Source organism: Brevundimonas sp. AC546, from assembly GCF_979258305.1.
This window is the reverse complement of record NZ_OZ409849.1, coordinates 2,131,395-2,152,012: the sequence shown is the minus strand read 5'-3', so window position 1 is coordinate 2,152,012 and position 20,618 is coordinate 2,131,395. Positions and strand designations below refer to the sequence as shown.

Genomic DNA, 20,618 nt, shown 5'->3' with positions numbered 1-20,618 from the left:
GCAATCCTCCCCCGATGGGGGAGGAGACGGTGGGGTCATGGTTTGACGGCCGCTTCCATCAAACGGCGGAACTGATCCTGCGCCTGCAGGCCGAAACTGGTCCAGGTCTTCATCAGTTCTTCGGGCTGCATGGCGGCGACATTGGTCTCCATCCGCTTCTGCATCTCGGCGACCATCGCGTCGTTGAGCGGCGTCACATCGGGCAGCCCCAGGAAGGCGCGCGCCTCCGCCGGGGTGCAATCCACTTCGACCTGAACCTTCATCGAACCGTCTCCTGTTTCACGTGAAACGCCGCCTTCGATTGCGGCAGATCAGGTGTTCATCGACTGGAAGAAGTCCGAGTTGTTCTTCGATTGGCGCAGCTTGTCGAGCAGGAATTCGATCGCGTCCTGCGGACCCATCGGGTTCAGGATACGGCGCAGGACATAGGTCTTGGCCAGCTGATCCTTCGGCGTGATCAGGTCTTCCTTGCGGGTGCCGGACTTCAGCACGTCGATGGCGGGGAAGATGCGCTTGTCGGCGACCTTGCGGTCCAGCACGATTTCCGAGTTGCCGGTGCCCTTGAACTCTTCGAAGATCACCTCGTCCATGCGGCTGCCGGTGTCGATCAGGGCGGTGGCGATGATGGTCAGAGACCCGCCCTGCTCCACATTCCGCGCGGCGCCAAAGAAGCGCTTCGGCCGCTGCAGAGCGTTGGCGTCGACGCCGCCGGTCAGCACCTTGCCCGATGACGGGACGGTGGCGTTGTAGGCGCGGCCCAGGCGGGTGATGGAGTCCAGCAGGATCACCACGTCCTTCTTGTGCTCGACCAGACGCTTGGCCTTTTCGATCACCATCTCGGCGACGGCGACGTGGCGGGTCGCCGGTTCGTCGAAGGTCGAGGCCACGACCTCGCCCTTCACGGTGCGCTGCATGTCCGTCACTTCTTCCGGCCGTTCGTCGATCAGCAGGACGATCAGGATCACTTCCGGGTGGTTCTTCTCGATCGACTTGGCGATGTTCTGCAGCATCACCGTCTTGCCGACGCGCGGCGGCGCCACGATCAGGCAGCGCTGGCCCTTGCCCAAGGGGGCGACGATGTCGATGACCCGGCCCGAACGATCCTTCAGCGTCGGATCCTGGATTTCCATGTGCAGCCGCTCTTCGGGATACAGCGGCGTCAGGTTGTCGAACAGGACCTTGGTCTTGACCATCTCAGGGTCTTCGAGATTGATCGTATCGACCTTAAGCAGGGCGAAGTAACGCTCGCCTTCGCGCGGCGCCCGCACGGCGCCGTGGACGGTGTCGCCCGAACGCAAGCCGAAACGGCGAATCTGCGACGGCGAGACATAGACGTCGTCAGGACCCGGCAGATAGTTGGCGTCCGAGCTGCGCAGGAAGCCGAAACCGTCGGGCAGGATTTCCAGCACGCCGTCGGCGATGATCTCGACTTCCTCGTCGGCCAAGGCCTTGAGGATAGCGAACAGCAGATCCTGTTTGCGCAGATTGGAGGCGTTCTCGACCTCCAGCTGTTCGGCGAAGGCGACCAGGTCGGCCGGCGTCTTCTCGTTCAGCTCGGCCAGGGTGATGCGGCCGTTGGCGACGACGGGCTCGCCGTCCTCCTCGTCATCGGCCGTGGTGTCGACGCCGGAATCCGCGCCGGCGGCTTCTCCGGCTTCGTGCTCGGCGCCGTGATGGGTCGGGGCTTGCGCCTCCACGCCTTCGTTCTCGGGGGTGTCGGGATTGGTGTCGCGGACGTCGGTCATGATGCAGGCTCGCGGGCGCGCACAGCGACAACGGCTGCGGCGCGGGTCTCTGAAAATGTCTGGCCGTGAGGCCGAAGGGAGGCGCGACGGGCTCCCGCTGGTCAAAACCTGCAGGCGTCGCGAAAAGAGAGGGACCGCCGACCAGGGACCGAACGGTTCACCGCCAGCGGAACCACAGCCGAAAGGTCAGGTCAAGCGGAGCCGCTTATCCGAATGTCCATTCCGTCGTCACCGACAGCACCATGATGATGGCCAGGACGAACGGAACCTCGTTGGTCATGCGCCAGAACTTGCCGGAATATTTCGACGTGCCGGCGGCGATCTTCTTGCGTTGCGCAGCGAGGAAGCCGTGCCAGCCGCTGAGCAGGAAGACGCCGGACAGTTTGGCGATCATCCAGGGTTCGACCAGGAAAGCCGCTCCGCGCGCCGAAACGTCGATGTGGATGAGCCATAGGCCGAATACCCAGGCCAGGATCATCGCCGGGTTCAGGATGATGCGCAGCAGCCGCGTCTGCCACTGGCGCAACAGGGTCTGCATCTCGCTTTTCAATGGTTCGGGTTTGGCGTTCTGCTCGGCGTCATAGGCGTAGAGCCGGGGCAGGAACAGCAGGCCGGCCATCCAGGCGATGACGGCCAGGATGTGCAGGCCGCGCGCCAGATCGTAGGTATTCATGCCGCCTGTCTCCCATGGCGATGCGGACAGGCCTTCCAGTCCGCCTTGCAGCCCTGTCCAAACGGCGCGACGCCGGTGCGGGACAGGGCGCTCACCGCCGCATCGGCCAGGGCGTCGATGAACAGGGGTTCGATCCCAACCGCCGGCGCCCGCAGATAGGGACTGGCCCCTTTTTCACGGGCCAGTTCCCCGTATTCGATATCCAGCTCGACCAGGGTCTCGATATGTTCGGAGACGAAGGCGATGGGGGTGACGACGACACCGACGCCGTCGCTGGCGGCCTGTTCGATGGCGTCAGGCGTGGACGGTCCCAGCCACTTCATCGGTCCGACGCGGCTTTGATAACAGATGGCGTGGTCGATCAGCCCGCGTTGGGCCTCGATCGCGGCGACGACGGCGGCGACGGTCGTCTCGATCTGTTCCTGATAGGGGTCGCCCTTGCCGCTTACCAGTTTCTCGGGAATGCCGTGGGCGGAGAACAGCACGCGCACCGGCTGGCCCACAGCCTCGTCCAGCTTCTCGCCTATGGTCTGGGCCTGGGCCTCGACCCATCCCGTCGCGGCCGGATAGCAGCAGATGGCGCGGCTGACGCCCGAGCCGGTGTAGGCCGCGTTCCAGGCCTTAAGGGAAGACTGCGTCGTCGTGGTCGAAAACTGCGGATATAGCGGCAGCAACACCACCTCGTCCGGCCCGAAGGCGGCGACCTCCGTCGCCGTCTCTTCGGTTAGTGGATTCCAGTATCGCATGGCGATGAAGACCCGCACCTCATCCTCGAACAGCCGGGTGCCCAACACCGTCTCTAGCGCCTGGGCCTGACGACGGGTTTCCGGCAGCAGGGGAGAACCCCCGCCCATCAGGGCGTAGTTGGCCTGGGCGCTGGTCTCGCGCCGACTGGAGATCAGCTTGGCCAAGGACGTGCGCACGATCCCCGGAAGGCCGATGATCGCAGGGTCGTTGAACAGGTTGAACAGGAACGGCTTGACCGAGGCCTGGTCATCCGGTCCGCCCAGATTGAACAGCACCACCGCGATGCGACGGCCTGATCCCGGCGCCGTCATTGGGCGCCGATCCGTTTCAGAACCTGTTCGACGTGATCGATAGGCACGTCCGGCAGGATGCCATGGCCCAGGTTGAAGATCCACGGCCCCTGCCCCCAGGCCTCCATCAACTGATCGACGCGGCGGTCCAGCAGGCCGCCGCCGGCGCGCAGCAACAGCGGGTCCAGCGCGCCCTGGATCGGCTTGATCTGCTGCACCCGTTTACCGACCTCCAGAGGGCAGGCGGTGTCCAGAGCGACGGCGTCGACCTCGACCTCCTGCGCATACCGTTCTGCAAGCGCCGCAGAGCCCCGTGGGAAGCCGATCAGGGGCACGGTGACGCCCAGCTCCCGCGTGCGCCTGACAAGCGCCTGGTGAGGCTTCAGGACCAGTCTTTCGAACAGGTCGTCCGGCAGGCCCTCAGCCCAGCTCTCGAAGATCTTAAGCACCTGGGCGCCGGCGTCAGCCTGCATCTTCAGATACCGCGCCGTGGCTTCGACCAGCACCTCCAGCGTCTCGTCCACGCGTTTGGGATCGGCATAGGCGTAGGTCCGAGCCTGGGCGCGCTCGCCCTTGCCGATGGTGCGGTGTTCGCCGTCCAGCATATAGGTCGCCACGGTCCAGGGCGCGCCGGCGAACCCGATCAGGGTGCGCTCAGGCTCCAGCGCCGCGCGCACGATCGACAGGGTCTCGCCCACAGACGACAGGTACTCGCCCGCCCCCGCCGCCAGTTCCGCCATCCGGCCGGGAATGGGCATCTCGCCGAGCCTTGGCCCCTCGCCCGTCTCGAACCAGACGTCTTGGCCCAGGGCGCGGGGGATCAACAGAATGTCGGCGAAGACGATGGCCGCATCGAAGCCGAACCGTCGCATCGGCTGCAGCGTAGCCTCTGCCGCCATCTCGGGATTCAAGCAGAAAGCGATGAAGTCGGGCGCCTCGGCCCGCAGGCGTCGATACTCCGGCAGGTAACGTCCCGCCTGACGCATGAACCAGACCGGCGGACGCTCCAACGTCTCTCCTCGGAGAGCCCGGATCATCAAGGGCGTCTGATCGGCGTTCTGGGTCGGATCGGTCATGCCGGACGATTAAGGTCACAGCCCCCCGCTCTCAATCCCTAATCAGATTAAGAATTAAAAGATTCGAAGTGGCAGGTAGGGCGGTGGAATGGCGGGGATGACTTCAGGGCAGTCGGCGGACCAAAAGCGGATATCCACGCCCCGCGCATCCTCAACGGGGACGCCATGGGCGACAATCCCGCCGGTGGACAATCCCTAACGAAATCTTAACCGGCAAGGGTTTGCGGGGACTTGAGGCTGTGAGCACGGTTAAGTGGCGTTAACCCTTCGTTAGGATTTTCCACAGCGATGGAGAAACCGGTTTTCCGCCTTGGGATGATCCGCCATCGGACGGGCATCGCCATCCACCGTCATCCCCGCTCGCGGGTCGGGCGAGGAGCGGCTAAGGAAAACGGCGCCCCGACGGTCCAACGCCGTCCCCTAACTTTCAACAGGGAGACAGACAGTCCCATGAGCCCTGCGAGACCTTCGGGACCGGCCCGTCTGGCCACCTATTTCCATGTGCATCTGGTGTCGGATTCCACCGGCGAGACGCTGAACGCCATGGCCAAGGCGGTGACGGCCCGCTTCGACGGCGTCATCCCCATCGAGCACATCTACGCCCTTGTCCGATCCGACAAGCAGATGGACCGGGTGCTGCTGGAGGTGGAGGCCGCGCCGGGCGTGGTGCTGCACACGCTTGTGGACCGTGAGCTGCGCGAACAGCTGGAGGAAGGCTGTCGTCGGCTCGATATGCCGCAGATCGGCGCTCTGGATCCCTTGGTCGGCGCCATGTCGCGCTATCTCGGCGCCGCCCTGTCCACGCGCGTTGGCGCCCAGCACGCCCTGGACCACGACTATTTCAACCGGATCGCGGCGCTGGACTTCGCCATGGCCTATGACGACGGCCAGGGGTCGCTGGACCAGCTGGAAGGCGCGGACGTGGTGCTGTGCGGGGTCAGTCGGACCTCCAAGACCCCGACCTGCATCTATCTGGCGCACCGAGGCATTCGGGCGGCGAACGTGCCGCTGGTGCCGGGCCAGGAAGATGGCGAACGGCTGACCAAGCTGAAGAAGCCGTTGGTGATCGGCCTGACGGTGTCGCCCGACCGGCTGGTGCAGATCCGCCGCAACCGCATCGACAATCTGAACGCCAACCAGTCGTCCAACTACACGGATCAGGACGCCGTGCGCGACGAGACGATCAAGGCGCGACGGGCCTTCGAACGGCGCGGTTGGCCGACCATCGACGTGACCCGCCGTTCGGTCGAAGAGACGGCGGCGGCGATCACCAACCTGCTTAGCGAGCATCGCAACCACAAGATCGGGACGACCTGGTGAAATCGGAAAATCTGATCCTCGCGTCCAAGAGCGCCGCCCGTCGCGCCATGCTGGAAAACGCCGGCGTCGCCTTTGAGGTGCGCGTCGCCAATGTGGACGAAGACGCGATCAAGGTCGTGTCCGGCGATCTGGATGCGGCGGCCCTGGCGGTGCGTCTCGCCGAAGCCAAGGCTCTGGCCGTGTCGCGCGATGACGAAACCGCCTGGGTGCTGGGCTCGGACCAGACCCTGTCCTTCGATGGCGGTCTGGTGTCCAAGGCCAAGTCGCTGGACGCCGCGCGCGACCGGCTGAAGTCCATGCGCGGCAAGTCGCACCAGCTCCATTCCGGCGCCGCCCTGGCGACGAAGGGCCAGATCGTCTGGTCCGGCGTCGATACGGTCGAAATGCGAATGAGGGACTTCTCCGACGCCTTCCTCGACGCCTATCTGGCGGCGGAAGGCGAGGCCCTGTTGTCCTGCGTCGGATCCTATCGGCTGGAGGGACTGGGGTCGCAGCTGTTCGAGGCGGTGGACGGCGACTATTTCACAGTCCTGGGCCTGCCCCTGTGGCCTGTGCTGGCCGAACTGCGGCGGGCGGGAGTGCTGGCGGCATGACTACGCATCGCGTCGGCACGTCTCGTATCACCGGCCCCGCCATGGTCGCCGGGATCGCCGGCAATCCGGTGGCCCATTCGCTCAGCCCCGTGATCCACAACGCCTGGCTGGCGGCAGGCGACATCGACGGCGCCTATGTCCCCTTCGCCCCCGCCGATGCAGCCGGGTTCGAGGCCCTGGTCGCGGCGGGACGCGCGGGCCTGATTATGGGCCTGAACGTCACCGCGCCTTTCAAGGAACAGGCGTTCGCTTTGGCCGACACGGCGACAGCGGCGGCGGGACTCACCTCTTCGGCCAATATTTTGACCTTCGACGACGGCCGCGTCTCGGCCGACAGCTCCGACGGCATTGGCCTGATGCGAGGCCTGAAGGAACAGGCGCCGGAACTGGACGTCGCCGGCCGGCCGGTGGTCATGCTGGGCGCCGGGGGCGCGGCGCGTGCCGGGTCGGGCGCCTTGGTCGAAGCGGGTGCTGAGGTACGCATCGTCAATCGGTCGCCGGAACGGGCCCTGGCCCTGGCTGCCGATCTCGGTCCGTCGGTGCGGGTCATGGCGGCGGGCGACGCCTTTGATGGCGCGGTTCTGATCATCAATGCGCTCAGCGCTTCGCCGCAGATCGATTTCGACCTGATCGCGCCGGGCACGGTGGTGATGGACATGACCTACAAGCCGCTGGCCACGCCCTTCCTGACGACGGCGCGGGCGCGCGGATTGCCGACTGTGGATGGACTGGCCATGCTGATCGGCCAGGCGGCGCCGTCGTTCCAGGCCCTGTTCCGCCGTCCGCCGCCGCCGCTGGACCTGCGCGCCCTGCTGATGAGCCATCTGGGCGAGATGGCATGATCCTGCTCGGTCTCACCGGCTCCATCGGCATGGGCAAGTCGACGACGACGGCCATGTTCGCCGATCTGGGCGCGGTCGTCTGGAACGCCGACGACGCCGTTCACCGCCTCTACGCGGCTGGCGGCGCAGCGGTCGAGCCCGTGGGAGAGGCCTTTCCCGGCGTGGTCGTGGATGGCGCGGTGGACCGCACGCGACTGGCGCAAGCTTTGGGCCGCGACGAGACCGCCTTTCGCCGGCTGGAGGCCATCGTCCATCCGCTAGTCGCCCAAGGCCGGGCGGAGGATCTTGAGGCGGCGCGCGCTGCGGGAACCCGGCTGGCGGTCCTCGACATCCCCCTGCTGTTCGAGACCGGGGGCGACAAGGCGGTCAATGCGGTGGTCGTCGTCACCGCCGACGCCGCGATCCAGGCCAAGCGTGTCCTGGCCCGTCCCGGCATGACGCGCGAACGGTTCGACGCCGTCCTCGCGCGCCAGATGCCGGACGCCGAAAAGCGCGCGCGAGCCGATTTCGTGATCGACACCGGCCGAGGTCTTGATGCCGCGCGGGCGGATGTGGAGGCGATCGTCACCACGGTCCTGGACCCGTCGTGGATATCTCCCCGGCGTGGCGCAGCTGGTCTTTCGCACTGAGGCGAATGCCGCCATTAAGGGGACATGGCGCGCGAAATCGTTCTGGATACCGAGACTACCGGCTTCGACCCCAAGACGGGTGATCGGCTGATCGAGGTCGGCTGTATCGAGATTCAGGATCTGCTGCCGACCGGCCGCACCTTCCACCGCTTCGTCAATCCCGAGCGGCTGATCCCGCCCGACGCGATCCGGGTTCACGGAATCACCGACGACAAGGTCAAGGACGCGCCGAAGTTCGCCGAGATCGCAGACGACCTGATCGCGTTCATCGGCGACGCGCAGATGATCGCGCACAACGCAGCCTTCGACCGCAACTTCATCGACCATGAGTACAAGCTGTGCGGCCGGCCGATCACCGGCGAGGCGCGCTGGATCGACACGCTAAAACTGGCCCAGACCCGGTTTCCGGGCATGCCCAACTCGCTGGACGCCCTGTGCAAACGGTACAAGGTGTCGCTGGTGGAGCGGACGCTGCACGGCGCCCTGATCGACGCCCGCCTGCTGGCGGAAGTCTATCTTGAGCTTCGCGGCGGCAAGGAGCGGGTGCTGGACCTGTCGTCCGGCCCGGTCGGCCGTGGTCCCGGCGGCGCGCTGGAAACCGCCGTCTACGGCCAGCGTCAGCGCCCGCTGGCGCTGCGCTCCACGCCCGAGGAACAGGCCGCACACGTCGCCTTCCTAGCCAAGGCGCTGAAGGATCGCTCGCTGTGGGAGGCTTACGGCCTGCGGGCGCAGGAAAACGCGGCCTAAAACTCTCCGACGACCCCGCCGCACGATCACTTTGCGCTCAAGTCGTGAGCGACCGCGTAGCGAACATAGCGCGGCGCGTCAGCGCTCCAGGCATTATGCCTGACGGAAGCCCAGCACGTCCTGCATGTCGTAGAGGCCGGTCTTGCGAGTACGGACCCAGGCGGCGGCGGCCACGGCGCCGCGTGCGAACAGGGAACGGTCGATGGCCGAGTGGCTGAGGGTCAGGACCTCGTCCTCGGACGCGAATAGCACCGTGTGCTCGCCGATGATGCCTCCGGCGCGGATCGAGGAGAAGCCGATCTTGCCGTTCTCGCGCTCGCCCTGGACGCCGTCGTAGGGTTTGGACTGAAGGTCCGCCAGATCGGCGAACCGACCCTCGGCGGCGGCTTCGCCCAGCATCAGGGCGGTGCCCGAGGGCGAATCCACCTTGCGGCGGTGATGGGCCTCGGTGATCTCGATGTCCCAGTCCTGGGCGTCCAGGCGCTGGGCGGCGTGCTGGACCAGGCCGATCAGGATGTTCACGCCCAGCGAGAAGTTGCCGCTCTTGACGATGGCGATCTTCTCGGCGGCCTTCATCAGCTCGGCCTCCTGCTCGGCCGTGAAGCCGGTGGAGCCGATGACCAGGGCCGGACCGCCGCGTTCCGCCGCACTCTGCGCCAGCGACACCGAGGCGTCGGGCGTCGAGAAGTCGATGATCACGTCGCACAGCGACAGGTCGGCGGTTTCGCCCCAATCGAAGCGGGCGGCGACCACCACGTCCTCGCGGGCGTCCAGCACTTGGGAAACCGCACGACCCATCCGGCCGCGATAGCCGGAAATGCCGGCGTGGAAGATTGCGCTCAAGCCGCCGTCTCTTTCGATCCGTCCGCGTCCTGATTGCCCAGGATGTCGGCCCAGAAGCGCTTCGCCTTTCCGGCGAAGCTGGAGTTGCGAGGGTTCTGCCCCTCGCCGAACGACAGGGCAAGCTCTTCCAGCAACTCACGCTGGCGCGCGGTCAGGTCAGTGGGCGTCTCGACGAACAGCTCGACCACCAGGTCGCCCCGGTTGCGGCCGTTCAGATGGGGCATGCCCTTGCCCTTGATGCGGACGGTCTTGCCGGTCTGGGCGCCGGCCAGCACCGTAACGGCGGCCCTGCACTTGCCGTCGCAGGCGGCCGACACCAGGCAGGGCGCATCGATCTCGCCGCCCAGGGCCGCCACCGTCATCGGCACGGGCACGGTGACCAGCAGGTCCAGGTTGTCGCGCTCGAACAGATCGTGCGGCGTCACCGAGAGGAAGACATACAGATCGCCGCGCGGTCCGCCGCGCTGGCCCGCATCGCCCTCGCCCGACAGGCGAATGCGCGAGCCATCGTCCACGCCGGCCGGGATCTTCAGGTTCAGGGTGCGGTTTTTGCGAACCTGGCCGTGACCGTGGCAGGTCGTGCAGGGATCGGCGATCATCTGACCCTGGCCGTGGCAGCGGGGGCAGGTGCGTTCGACCTGGAAGAAGCCGTTGGCCTGGCGCACGCGACCGGCGCCCTGGCAGGTGGTGCAGGTGACGGGCTTGGTGCCCGGTTTGGCGCCGGATCCCTCGCAGGTGTCGCAGGTCATGGTCGAGGGGATGTCGATCTCGACGTCCTCGCCCTTGTAGGCCTGCTCCAGGGTAATCTCCAGATCGTAGCGCAGGTCCGAGCCGCGGCGTGGCCCGCCCTGTTGGCCCCGACCCTGCTGGCGACCGCCGAAGGCGTCTCCGAACGCATCGCCGAACACCTGGGAAAAGATGTCGTTGATGTCCGAGAAGCCCTGCTGGCCCTGGCCAAAGCCGTTGCCTCCGCCGCCGTTCACGCCCGCATGGCCGAACCGGTCATAGGCCGCGCGCTTGGTCTCGTCCGACAGGACCGTATAGGCCTCGGACACTTCCTTGAACTGGGCCATCGACTCTTCCGAGCCGCCGTTGCGGTCGGGGTGATGGATCATGGCCAGCTTGCGGTAAGCGGCCTTCAGACCGGGCGCGTCGATCGTGCGTTCGACGCCCAGAACCTCGTAATAATCACGCGCCATCGGGCGTCCGTCCTCATACTTCCCCTGCCGTTCGCCTCGGATCTCTGCGGACCCTGGAGGAAAACGGTGTCCCGGCTGACATGGGGGCCGGGACGAACGATGCAAGTTTCAGAAAAAGGCCCCGCCTATCGCAAGACAAGCGGGGCCGTATCATTTCAGCGCACTGTGGCGGATCAGGCGCTCTTCTTGTCGTCGCCGTCCGTGTCCGAGACTTCCTCGAACTCGGCGTCCACCACGCCGTCGTCGGCCGGGGCGGCGTCACCTTCGCCCGCGCCCTGTTGCTGGGCGTACATGGCCTCGCCCAGCTTCATCGAAGCCTGGACCAGGGTGTTGGTCTTGGCGCGGATGTCTTCGACGTCCGTGCCTTCGCGCGCGGTCTTCAGCTCGGCCAGGCCGGTCTCGATGGCCGTCTTCTCGTCCGCGCCGACCTTGTCGCCGTGTTCGGCCAAAGCCTTCTCGGTCGAGTTGATCAGGCTGTCGGCGGCGTTCTGGGCCTCGACCAGATCCTTGCGGATCTTGTCGGAGGCGGCGTTGGCCTCGGCTTCCTTGACCATCTTGTCGATGTCGGCGTCCGAAAGGCCGCCGTTCGCCTGGATGCGGATCGACTGTTCCTTGTTGGTGGCCTTGTCCTTGGCCGAGACGTTGACGATGCCGTTGGCGTCGATGTCGAAGGCGACCTCGATCTGCGGCATGCCGCGCGGCGACGGCGGGATGCCCATCAAGTCGAACTGACCCAACATCTTGTTGTCCGACGCCATCGGACGCTCACCCTGGAAGACCCGGATCGTCACGGCCGACTGGTTGTCGTCGGCGGTCGAGAAGGTCTGGCTCTTCTTGGTCGGGATCGTCGTATTGCGTTCGATCAGGGGCGTGAAGACGCCGCCCAAGGTCTCGATGCCCAAGGTCAGCGGGGTCACGTCCAGCAGCAGCACGTCCTTGACGTCGCCTTGCAGAACGCCGGCCTGAACGGCGGCACCCAGCGCCACGACCTCGTCAGGGTTCACGCCCTTGTGCGGCTCCTTGCCGAAGAAGGCCTTCACAGCTTCGACGACCTTGGGCATGCGGGTCATGCCGCCGACCAGCACGACTTCGTCGATGTCCGAGGCCTTCAGGCCGGCGTCGGCCAGAGCCTTCTTGCACGGCTCGATCGTGCGCTGGACCAGGTCATCGACCAGGGATTCCAGCTTGGCGCGCGTCAGCTTGATGTTCAGGTGCAGAGGACCGGACGCGTTCATGGTGATGAACGGCAGGTTGACCTCGTACTGGGTCGTGGTCGACAGCTCCTTCTTGGCCTTTTCGGCCTCTTCCTTCAGCCGCTGCAGGGCCAGCTTGTCCTGACGCAGATCGACGCTTTGTTCTTTCTTGAACTCGTCGGCCAGATAATCGACCAGGCGCAGGTCGAAGTCTTCGCCGCCCAGGAAGGTGTCGCCGTTGGTCGACTTCACTTCGAAGACGCCGTCGCCGATTTCCAAGACCGAGACGTCGAAGGTGCCGCCGCCCAGGTCATAGACGGCGATCTTCTGGCCTTCGTTCTTTTCCAGGCCGTAGGCGAGCGCAGCCGCAGTCGGCTCGTTGATGATGCGCAGCACTTCCAGGCCGGCGATCTTGCCGGCGTCCTTGGTGGCCTGACGCTGGCTGTCGTTGAAATAGGCCGGGACGGTGATGACGGCTTGCGTCACCTTGTCGCCCAGGAAGGCCTCGGCCGATTCCTTCATCTTCTGCAGGATGAAGGCCGAGATCTGCTGGGGGGAATAGTCCTTGCCGAAGGCGCGCACCCAGGCGTCGCCGTTCGGACCCTTGACGATCTCATAGGGCACCATGCCCTTGTCCTTGGCCACCACCGGATCATCGAAACTGCGGCCGATCAGGCGCTTGATGGCGAAGAAGGTGTTGGACGGGTTGGTGACGGCCTGGCGCTTGGCGGGCTGGCCCACCAGCACTTCTGCGCCGTCCTGGATCGCCACGACCGACGGGGTCGTGCGGTTGCCCTCGGCGTTCTCGATGACCTTGGGGGTCTTGCCGTCCATGGCGGCCACGCAGGAGTTGGTGGTGCCGAGGTCGATGCCGATAATCTTGGCCATGTGTTCTTCAGTCTCTCTCGTTCAGCGGGCGATGCGGCGGCCTTCGAAGAAGCGCCGCGCGTGACCGCCCCCGGTTGGGTTGGCGTGGATCAGGCTGGATAGCCCCAAGTTTCGCGGGGTTTCTCCGAAGCTGGCCCCGATATGGGAAAATCCCCCCGGCCTGCAAGGGCGATCTTCGATTCAACCCCCTTCACAGAACGACGAAATTCGAAGATGCGGGGTTCACGATTGTGAGGCATAAGAATTTTCGTCGCGCTCAGGGGGATCGCGATCAAGGAAGGGAGAGGAAACAATGATGAAGACCATGCTCAAGGCCGCGGTCGCCGCCGCCGTTCTGGTCGGAGCCGCCGCCGCAGCACCGCCGCCTGCAACGGCGCCGACGATTCAGTCGCGCGACGGCTACGACCGCCACGTCACCATCAAGAACCGCACCGGCTGGACCATGCTGCGCTTCTATGCGTCGGACTCGCGTCAGGACGACTGGGAAGAGGACATCCTGGGCGACGACGTGCTGGAGAACGGGCAGAACGTGCGCATCAATATCGATGACGGCTCGGGCGCCTGCATCTATGACTTCAAGGCCGAGTTCACCAACGGCGAGGAGTTGACCCGTTCACGCATCAATGTCTGCGAAATCGGCGAATACAGCTACACCCGCTGAGGTGAAGACCGCCGTCGAGGGCTTTCGGCTGTGGCCGGGGGCGCTCGATGCGGCGGCGCAGGCCGATCTGGTCGCCGAGGTGTTCGCGCGGCTGGATCAGGCTCCGCTCTATAGCCCGACGACGCCGGGCGGTCGGCCGTTCTCGGTGAGGATGAGTAATTTCGGGCCGTTGGGCTGGGTCTCGGATCGAAGCGGTTATCGCTATCAGGCGATCCATCCCGAGACGGCCCAGCCTTGGCCCGCGATCCCGCAGGGTCTGCTGGACCTGTGGGACGCTACGGTCGGCTGGCCAACGCCGCCGGACGCCTGTCTGGTCAATCTGTATCGCGAGGGCGCGAAGATGGGCCTGCATCAGGATCGAGACGAGGCCGATCTGGCCGCGCCGGTGCTTTCGGTGTCGCTCGGCGACGCGGCCATGTTCCGCGTCGGTGCGGCCGAGGGCGGCCGCACCACGACCTTGAAGCTGGAAAGCGGCGACGTCTGCGCCCTGACGGGACCGGCGCGACTGGCCCGACACGGGATCGACCGCGTGCTGGCCGGTTCGTCGCGTCAGATTCCCGGCGGTGGGCGGCTGAACCTGACGCTGCGTTGCGCGGGTTGAGCGTCAGTCCTCGATGACGTCGTGGGCGCCGACGCCGCCCAGGCGCCAGTAGCCGGCGGCCTTCATGGACTTGGGCGAGAAGCCCAGGTCGAGCACCCGCGCGCGTAGCGCCTTGGCCACGGCGGATTCTGCGGCGATCCAAACGTAGGCGTCTGTCGGGTCGATCCCGGCCAAACCCGCGTCGAGCGCGTCCAGAAGGGTCTCGGTCCGCGCGCGCGGGGCGCCGTCACGGACCGCCCAAGTCACAGTGACCTCGGCGGCGCTGTCGAAGGTCAATGTCGAGCCCGCATCGACGACCTCGACCACCACATGGGCGCGGACGCCGGTAGGCAGTTCCTCCAGGCGTCGGGCGATGGCCGGCAGGGCGGTCTCGTCTCCGATCAGCACATGATCGGCGAAAGCGGTCGGCACGATGAAGGAGCCGCGCGGTCCGCCGACGCCCAAGACGGAGCCGACCTTCGCCGCCATGGCCCATTCGGTCGCCGGACCGCCGTGGCCGACGACGAAGTCCACTGTCAGCGTGCGGCCTCCCTCGTCGTAGGCGCGAGGGGTGTAGTCACGGGCGACAGGGCGCGGCTCGGGAAAGACCGGACCGTCCGGCCCGGCGGTGGGCAGGATCGGCGCCTGACCCTCGCCGACCGGAAAGATCTTCACATGGTCGTCGAACCCGAGGGAGACGAAGCCGGCCAGGTCGGCCCCAGTCAGGACCACGCGGCGATACGCCGGGGTCAGGTCCTGGATCGAGGCGACGGTCAGGGTGCGGAACTTCAGTTCGTGCCGGACGCGGCGGGTTTCGCGGGCGCTCATGCCTGTTCCACCTTGTCGGCGGCCTCGGCCAGGATGGCGGCGATGGCCTGGACCTGGGCCTCGGTCAGGGCGGTCTCGCCCGTCAGACGGCCGTGGATCGTGTGGCGCAGGCGACCGATGGCGTCCTGGATGGCGGTCGGACGCAGGGCGCGGGCGGCGAACTTGTCCATGGTCGCCTCGGCGGCGCGCAGGATGTCCTCGTTCTCGGCCAGCAGGGCGCGGCCGGGGCCGGTGATGGAATACAGTTTCTTGCCGCCCTGCGCCTCGGATTCCAGCGCGCCCATTTCCTCAAGCAGGGTCAGGCTGGGGTAGATGACGCCGGGGCTGGGCGAGTAGGCGCCGCCCAGTCTCGTCTCGACCGCCTTGATCAGTTCGTAGCCGTGGCTGGGCTTTTCGGCGATCAGCGACAGGAGCACCCAGCGCAATGTGCCGTGGTCGAACAGGCGCCCGCCGCCGCGCCGGCCATGGCCGTGACCGCGTCCACGCGCCTCGCCGCCTTCCCAGCCGGGACCGAAATCGGCGCCGCGTCCGCCGCGCATATCTCTGCCGAAAGCATGGCCGAACCCGCCATGACGACCGTGTTTTTCGCCGCATCCGTCGCGGCGTCCTTGAAAGATCCCCTTGGACCTCATGATCGATTCCTTTTCGATATATCTATTCACGAGAACTTAGATATATCTGAATGACGAAATCCGCAAGAGGGGCTGGCGTTCGGGCGCAAGCTGCGGCGTAAATCGGGAATGGACGACCTCAAGAGCCGTTGGGCCCGCCTCGAACCCCACATGACCGTCGTGGGCCCTGAAGACGACAAGCCTCGGCCGGCTGTGCTGCTGTTTCACGGCTGCGGCGGCCTGCGCGACCACCTGCCCCGCTATGCCGCGGCGGCCAAGGCGGCGGGGTGGCGGGCCTTCATCATCGATTCCTACGGCCCGCGCGGCTGGGGACGCGCCTTCACCCTGACGGCGGTCTGCACAGGCCTGTCATTCCGGGGCTACGAGCGGGCCGGTGACGTGCTGGCGGCGATCCAGGGAATCTCGGCCCGGCCGGATGTGGACGAAACGCAAGTGACCCTCGGCGGCTGGAGCCACGGCGGCTGGTCGATCATGGAGATGATGAGCGCAGAGCCGCTGCCCAACACCATGGGCGTCACGAACCCCGCCGACGCCGACCTGTCGGGCGTCCGCGCCGTGTGGCTGATGTATCCCTATATCGGCCCGTTCGCCTTCAACCGGATGAAGCCCTGGCGGCATTGCCCCAAGGTGCTGGCCGTGACCTGCAAGCGCGATCACCTGACGACCGAGCGCAACGCCGAACAGGTCAACGCCATGATCCGCAACTGCGGCGCCGAGGTCGAGAGCTGGGTCGCCATCGGCACCCATGCGTTCGACGAGCCGACCAACAACGGCCCGATGCGCCACGATCCGGAGCTGACCGAAGAGGCCCTGCGCCGCTTCCGCGCCTTCCTGACCGACGTCGCCCCTCATGTCTGAAAAGAATCTGGAAGGCCAGTCTTGATGTGCGTCTCATCAAGTAACAGTTGAAGTTACATGAAGGGTGAGGGGCAGGTGGTGCGAACTGGCCGACCCTCATCCGGTCCTGCCGGCCACCTTCTCCCGATGGGAGAAGGGTTAAGAAATTAGGCCAGTGCGGCCCTTACCGCCGCAAGGCCGTCCTCGGCCTTGGAGCCGTCGGGGGCGCCGCCCTGGGCGAAGTCGGGTTTGCCGCCGGCGCCCTGGCCGCCCATGGCGATGACGGCGGCGCGGGCTAGGTCGGCGGCGTTGACCCGGTCCGTGAGGTCCGAGGTGACGGCGACGGTGACGGCGGCCTTGCCCTCGGTCACACCGATCAGGGCGACGACGCCGGTGCCGACCTGTTTGCGGAAATCCTCGGCGACGCCGCGCAGGCCCTTGCCGTCCACGCCGTCCAGGACGCGGGCCACCAGCTTGATCCCGCCGATCTCTTCGGGCGCAGCAGATGCGCCGGAGCCGCCGCCAAGCGCCAGTTGCTTCTTCAGCTCGGCGACCTGTTTCTCCAGCGTCTTCACCGAGCCTTGCAGGGCCTCGACCCGGCCGGGGACGTCCTGGGTCTGGATCTTGAAGTCGCGGGCCAGGTTGCGCGTGACCTTGGCCTGACCTTCCAGATAGAGGCGGGCCGCCTCGCCGGTCAGGGCCTCGATGCGGCGGACGCCGGCGGCGACGCCGGTTTCCTGAATCACCTTGAACAGTCCGATGTCGCCGGTGCGGGCCACATGGGTGCCGCCGCACAGTTCGACCGAATAGGGGGCGTTGTCGCTGACCAGCGAACGGCCAAGCGTCAGGACCCGGACCTCGTCGCCGTATTTCTCGCCGAACAGGGCGATGGCGCCGGCCTCGATGGCCTCCTGCGGGGCCATCAGCTTGGTTTCCGCCGGGACGTTCTGGCGGATCACGGCGTTGACCTCGGCCTCGATGGCGGCCAGCTCGTCCTCGGTCACGGGCGCGCCGTGGCTGAAGTCGAAGCGGGCGCGCTCGGCGTCGACCAGCTGGCCCTTCTGGGCGACTGCGGGGCCGAGCACATTCTTCAGGGCCGTGTGCAGCAGGTGGGCGGCGGAGTGGTTGGCGCGTGTGGTCATACGCTTGTCGGCGTCCACCAGTTGGGCGACGCGGGCGCCGATCTGAAGCGTGCCGGCCGTGATCTGGGCCGACAGGACATGCAGGTCGCCGGCGTGTTTCTTGACGTCGAGAACTTCCGCCTCGCCGCCCGGCCATTCCAGCGTGCCCTGGTCGCCGGTCTGGCCGCCGCTTTCGGCGTAGAAGGGAGTGGTGTCGAACAGGACCTCGACAATGTCGCCGGCCTCGGCTGTCTCGACCGGGGCGGCGCCCTTCATCAAGGCCAGGACCTCGCCCGAACCCTCTATGGCGTCATAGCCGTTGAAGACGGTCGGCCCCATGCGGTCGCGGATCGCCAGCCATTCGTTGGTGTTGGCGGTCTGGCCCGAGCCCTTCCAGTGTTCGCGCGACCGCTGGCGCTGTTGCGCCATCGCGTCTTCGAAACCGTCCACATTGACCGAGAAGCCGCGACGACGGGCCTCGTCCTGGGTCAGGTCAAGCGGGAAGCCGTAGGTGTCGGACAGGGTGAAGGCCGTCTGGCCGTCCAGCATGTCGCCGGGACGGAAGCCCTGAACCGCCGTGTCGAACAGGGCCATGCCCCGACCGAGCGTGGTGCGGAAGCGGACCTCTTCCTGCTTCAGCGTGTCCTCGATGAAGGCCTGGGCGCGGCCCAGTTCGGGATAGGCGTCGCCCATCTGGGCCACCAGGGTGGGGACCAGACGGTGCATCAACGGATCGGCGGCGCCCAGCAGGTGGGCGTGGCGCATGGCGCGGCGCATGATGCGGCGCAGCACATAGCCCCGGCCCTCGTTCGACGGGGTGACGCCGTCGGCGATCAGGAAGGAGGAGGAGCGCAGGTGGTCGGCGATGACCCGGTGGCTGGCGGCGCGCTCGCCGTCCGACCTGGTCGAGGTGGCGTCTTCGGACGCCGCAATCAGGGTCTTGAACAGGTCGGTCTCGAACACCGAATGCACGCCCTGAAGGACGGTGGTCATCCGCTCCAGGCCCATGCCGGTGTCCACGCTGGGCTTGGGAAGGTTGCGAACGATCTGATCGTTCTCCTTCTCATACTGCATGAAGACGTTGTTCCAGACCTCGACGTAGCGGTCGCCGTCCTCGTCCGGCGAACCGGGAGGGCCTCCGGGGATTTTGTCGCCATGGTCCCAGAAAATCTCGGTGCAGGGGCCGCAGGGACCGCTGTCGCCCATGGCCCAGAAGTTGTCCGAGCCGGCGATGCGGATGATCTTGTCGTCGGAAAAGCCGGTGACCTTTTTCCAGATCGCGGCGGCCTCATCGTCGTCGATATAGACGGTGACCAGCAGGCGTTTGGCGTCCAGGCCGAACTCCTGGGTGACCAGCTTCCACGCCCGATCGATCGCGTGTTCCTTGAAATAGTCGCCAAAGGAGAAGTTCCCCAGCATCTCGAAGAAGGTCAGGTGGCGGGCGGTGTAGCCGACATTATCCAGATCGTTGTGCTTGCCCCCGGCGCGGACGCATTTCTGCGACGACGTGGCGCGCGGATAGGGCGGCTTGGACGCGCCGGTGAAATAGTCCTTGAACGGCACCATGCCCGCATTGACGAACAGCAGAGATGGGTCGTTTTGCGGCACCAGCGGCGCCGAGTGGACCTTGGCGTGGCCGTCCGCCGCGAAATAGTCGAGGTAGGTGGCGCGGATCTCGTTCAGGCTGGGCATAGGGCGTGTCTTCGGCTCGGCGGTCGCTAAGGAACCGGCGTCATATAGGGTTTTGGCGGCGAGTGCATCACCCAGGCTGGACGGGCGACACACCCGTTCTTCACGCTTCGTCGGCGCTTGCCGGGTCTGCACCTTCTGTGCTTCGGCGCGTAGCGGTCGTCGCTCAAGGCTGTAAAGTGGCCGGATGCACGCCAGGCTCATCAGCATCCCCAGCAAACACATCGTGGACTGGGACACTTTTCATGCGGTCTTCGCGGAGACCCTTGGCTTTCCGGCGTTCTACGGACGCAACATGAATGCCTGGATCGACTGCATGGCGGACGCAGACGACCCCGAAACTCAAATGGTTCAGCGCGCGGTCCAGCCCGGCCATCTAATGACATTACGGATCGACGACGCCGACAACTTCGCCGCGCGATGTCCAGAGCAATTCACGGCAATGATCGAGTGCACGGCTTTCGTTAACTACAACCGGATTGAAATGGGCAGGACGCCTGTCATTTCGCTACTTTTGATCGGATCTAGATCGGCTGCCAGATGACGGCCTTACCCTCTAAAGTATATGTTTCGCAGCCAATACTTCGAGGGAGCCTGAAACCAAAAGGGCCACCTCAGACCCTCGGCGGCGGGCCGAACTTGCCGGCCTGGTAGTCCTGGACCGCCTGGATGATTTCTTCGCGAGTGTTCATGACGAAGGGGCCGTGGCTGAAGACCGGCTCGCCGATGGGGTCGGCGTGGCCCAGCAGGACGACGCCGTCCGACGCGGCCGTGATCTGGACGGCGTCGCCGTCGCCCAGGGCGGCGAGGGTCCATTGCGGCACGGCGGTTCCGGCGACCGCGATCTCGCCCTTCACGACATAGAGGAAGACATTGCGGCCGGGCGCGACCGGCGTCTCGAAACTGGCGTCACCGGGCAGGCGGACGATGGCCAGATGGATGTCGATCAGGGACTGGATCGGGGCTGCGACGCCCAGCCATTCGCCGGAGACAGGCTCGACCGTGACGCCGGCCTCGGTGGTGAAGGTCGGGATGTCGGACTTCTGCAGGCCGACATAATCCGGCTTGGTCATCTTCAGCCGCGAGGGCAGGTTCACCCACAACTGCAGGATCTCCATCGGCCCGCCGTCGCGCTTGAAGGCGGCCGGCGACAGTTCGGCGTGGATCAGGCCCGAGCCGGCGGTCATCCACTGGATGCCGCCTGCCGTGATTATGCTCTCCCCGCCGCCGGAATCGTTGTGGGCCAGCTCGCCGTCGAGGATGAAGGTGACGGTCTCGAACCCCCGGTGCGGATGGGGGCCGAACGGCAGGCCATTGTTGCCCGGCGCATAGGTCTGGGGTCCGTGGTGGTTCAGGAACAGGAACGGATCGACCTGGTCCAGGCCCGGACCCGGCACCGGACGACGGGTGGTCAGATCGCCGATGTCATCGCGAACGGCGGGATGAAGGTGAAGAACGGGACGGAGCTGGGTCATTCGCCACATA

21 protein-coding genes are annotated in these 20,618 nt (G+C 66.2%); 9 read left to right on the top strand and 12 right to left on the bottom strand.

Annotated elements, in window-relative coordinates:
• Positions 1-35: 35 nt before the first annotated feature.
• The 5 genes from ACZZZD_RS10630 to hemE all read right to left on the bottom strand — a co-directional run bounded on the left by ACZZZD_RS10630 (position 36) and on the right by hemE (position 4,531).
• On the bottom strand, positions 36-263 hold the full coding sequence (locus tag ACZZZD_RS10630) for a DUF6489 family protein (RefSeq protein ID WP_463434887.1): 228 nt from the start codon (positions 261-263) through the stop codon (positions 36-38).
• A 48-nt stretch (positions 264-311) separates the two neighbouring features.
• Positions 312-1,745 carry a transcription termination factor Rho gene (gene rho / locus ACZZZD_RS10625; RefSeq protein ID WP_463434885.1) on the bottom strand — a complete coding sequence of 478 codons (1,434 nt, stop codon included), beginning with the start codon at positions 1,743-1,745 and terminating at the stop codon, positions 312-314.
• A gap of 205 nt (positions 1,746-1,950) precedes the next feature.
• Positions 1,951-2,418, bottom strand: a complete 468-nt coding sequence (locus tag ACZZZD_RS10620; RefSeq protein WP_463434884.1) for a CopD family protein — start codon at positions 2,416-2,418, stop codon at positions 1,951-1,953.
• Positions 2,415-3,476, bottom strand: a complete 1,062-nt coding sequence (gene hemH, locus ACZZZD_RS10615) for a ferrochelatase (RefSeq protein WP_463434882.1) — start codon at positions 3,474-3,476, stop codon at positions 2,415-2,417. Before hemH ends, ACZZZD_RS10620 begins: the two co-directional genes overlap by 4 nt.
• On the bottom strand, positions 3,473-4,531 hold the full coding sequence (hemE, locus tag ACZZZD_RS10610; protein ID WP_463434881.1) for a uroporphyrinogen decarboxylase: 1,059 nt from the start codon (positions 4,529-4,531) through the stop codon (positions 3,473-3,475). Before hemE ends, hemH begins: the two co-directional genes overlap by 4 nt.
• Before the next feature lie 450 nt (positions 4,532-4,981).
• On the opposite strand from hemE, the gene ACZZZD_RS10605 reads away from it, so the two are divergent.
• The 5 genes from ACZZZD_RS10605 to dnaQ are packed head-to-tail and all read left to right on the top strand — an operon-like array spanning position 4,982 to position 8,662.
• Positions 4,982-5,851 (top strand): pyruvate, water dikinase regulatory protein, encoded by an 870-nt coding sequence (locus ACZZZD_RS10605; RefSeq protein ID WP_463434879.1) that lies wholly within the window; start codon positions 4,982-4,984, stop codon positions 5,849-5,851.
• A complete protein-coding gene (locus tag ACZZZD_RS10600) occupies positions 5,848-6,444 on the top strand; it encodes a Maf family protein (protein ID WP_463434878.1) in 597 nt (198 codons plus the stop codon). Before ACZZZD_RS10605 ends, ACZZZD_RS10600 begins: the two co-directional genes overlap by 4 nt.
• Positions 6,441-7,286, top strand: a complete 846-nt coding sequence (locus ACZZZD_RS10595) for a shikimate dehydrogenase family protein (RefSeq protein WP_463434877.1) — start codon at positions 6,441-6,443, stop codon at positions 7,284-7,286. The genes ACZZZD_RS10600 and ACZZZD_RS10595 overlap by 4 nt, the downstream gene beginning before the upstream one ends.
• Positions 7,283-7,915, top strand: coding sequence for a dephospho-CoA kinase (gene coaE, locus ACZZZD_RS10590; protein ID WP_463434876.1), 633 nt, complete (start codon positions 7,283-7,285; stop codon positions 7,913-7,915). The genes ACZZZD_RS10595 and coaE overlap by 4 nt, the downstream gene beginning before the upstream one ends.
• A 24-nt stretch (positions 7,916-7,939) precedes the next feature.
• A complete protein-coding gene (gene dnaQ / locus ACZZZD_RS10585; protein WP_463434874.1) occupies positions 7,940-8,662 on the top strand; it encodes a DNA polymerase III subunit epsilon in 723 nt (240 codons plus the stop codon).
• Between the two features lie 93 nt (positions 8,663-8,755).
• On the opposite strand, the gene dapB is transcribed toward dnaQ, so the two are convergent.
• The 3 genes from dapB to dnaK all read right to left on the bottom strand — a co-directional run bounded on the left by dapB (position 8,756) and on the right by dnaK (position 12,785).
• Positions 8,756-9,505 (bottom strand): 4-hydroxy-tetrahydrodipicolinate reductase, encoded by a 750-nt coding sequence (gene dapB, locus ACZZZD_RS10580; protein ID WP_463434872.1) that lies wholly within the window; start codon positions 9,503-9,505, stop codon positions 8,756-8,758.
• Positions 9,502-10,704, bottom strand: coding sequence for a molecular chaperone DnaJ (gene dnaJ / locus ACZZZD_RS10575; RefSeq protein ID WP_463434871.1), 1,203 nt, complete (start codon positions 10,702-10,704; stop codon positions 9,502-9,504). Before dnaJ ends, dapB begins: the two co-directional genes overlap by 4 nt.
• Before the next feature lie 173 nt (positions 10,705-10,877).
• On the bottom strand, positions 10,878-12,785 hold the full coding sequence (gene dnaK, locus ACZZZD_RS10570) for a molecular chaperone DnaK (protein ID WP_463434869.1): 1,908 nt from the start codon (positions 12,783-12,785) through the stop codon (positions 10,878-10,880).
• Between the two features lie 292 nt (positions 12,786-13,077).
• Between dnaK and ACZZZD_RS10565 the strand changes: the two genes are divergently transcribed.
• Entirely contained in the window at positions 13,078-13,446 is a 369-nt protein-coding gene (locus tag ACZZZD_RS10565; protein ID WP_463434868.1) for a hypothetical protein, read from the top strand.
• A complete protein-coding gene (locus ACZZZD_RS10560; protein WP_463434867.1) occupies positions 13,409-14,047 on the top strand; it encodes an alpha-ketoglutarate-dependent dioxygenase AlkB in 639 nt (212 codons plus the stop codon). Before ACZZZD_RS10565 ends, ACZZZD_RS10560 begins: the two co-directional genes overlap by 38 nt.
• A 3-nt stretch (positions 14,048-14,050) precedes the next feature.
• Here the strand turns inward: ACZZZD_RS10560 and ACZZZD_RS10555 are convergent, their stop codons facing one another.
• Together ACZZZD_RS10555 and ACZZZD_RS10550 are read right to left on the bottom strand one after the other, a co-directional pair.
• Positions 14,051-14,854 carry a siderophore-interacting protein gene (locus tag ACZZZD_RS10555; RefSeq protein ID WP_463434865.1) on the bottom strand — a complete coding sequence of 268 codons (804 nt, stop codon included), beginning with the start codon at positions 14,852-14,854 and terminating at the stop codon, positions 14,051-14,053.
• The gene (locus ACZZZD_RS10550) at positions 14,851-15,393 is read right to left on the bottom strand and encodes a PadR family transcriptional regulator (RefSeq protein WP_463434864.1); all 543 of its coding nucleotides are present in this window, start codon (positions 15,391-15,393) and stop codon (positions 14,851-14,853) included. The genes ACZZZD_RS10555 and ACZZZD_RS10550 overlap by 4 nt, the downstream gene beginning before the upstream one ends.
• A 243-nt stretch (positions 15,394-15,636) precedes the next feature.
• Here ACZZZD_RS10550 and ACZZZD_RS10545 point away from each other — a divergent pair, with 243 nt between their 5' ends.
• The gene (locus tag ACZZZD_RS10545; RefSeq protein ID WP_463434862.1) at positions 15,637-16,344 is read left to right on the top strand and encodes a dienelactone hydrolase family protein; all 708 of its coding nucleotides are present in this window, start codon (positions 15,637-15,639) and stop codon (positions 16,342-16,344) included.
• A 146-nt stretch (positions 16,345-16,490) separates the two neighbouring features.
• Here the strand turns inward: ACZZZD_RS10545 and alaS are convergent, their stop codons facing one another.
• Complete coding sequence (gene alaS, locus ACZZZD_RS10540) at positions 16,491-19,136, bottom strand: alanine--tRNA ligase (protein ID WP_463434861.1); 2,646 nt, start codon at positions 19,134-19,136, stop codon at positions 16,491-16,493.
• A 184-nt stretch (positions 19,137-19,320) separates the two neighbouring features.
• On the opposite strand from alaS, the gene ACZZZD_RS10535 reads away from it, so the two are divergent.
• Positions 19,321-19,677: a barstar family protein gene (locus ACZZZD_RS10535; protein WP_463434860.1), complete on the top strand. Its 357-nt coding sequence runs from the start codon at positions 19,321-19,323 to the stop codon at positions 19,675-19,677.
• 70 nt (positions 19,678-19,747) lie between these two features.
• On the opposite strand, the gene ACZZZD_RS10530 is transcribed toward ACZZZD_RS10535, so the two are convergent.
• Positions 19,748-20,608, bottom strand: coding sequence for a pirin family protein (locus ACZZZD_RS10530; RefSeq protein ID WP_463434858.1), 861 nt, complete (start codon positions 20,606-20,608; stop codon positions 19,748-19,750).
• Positions 20,609-20,618 lie beyond the last annotated feature (10 nt).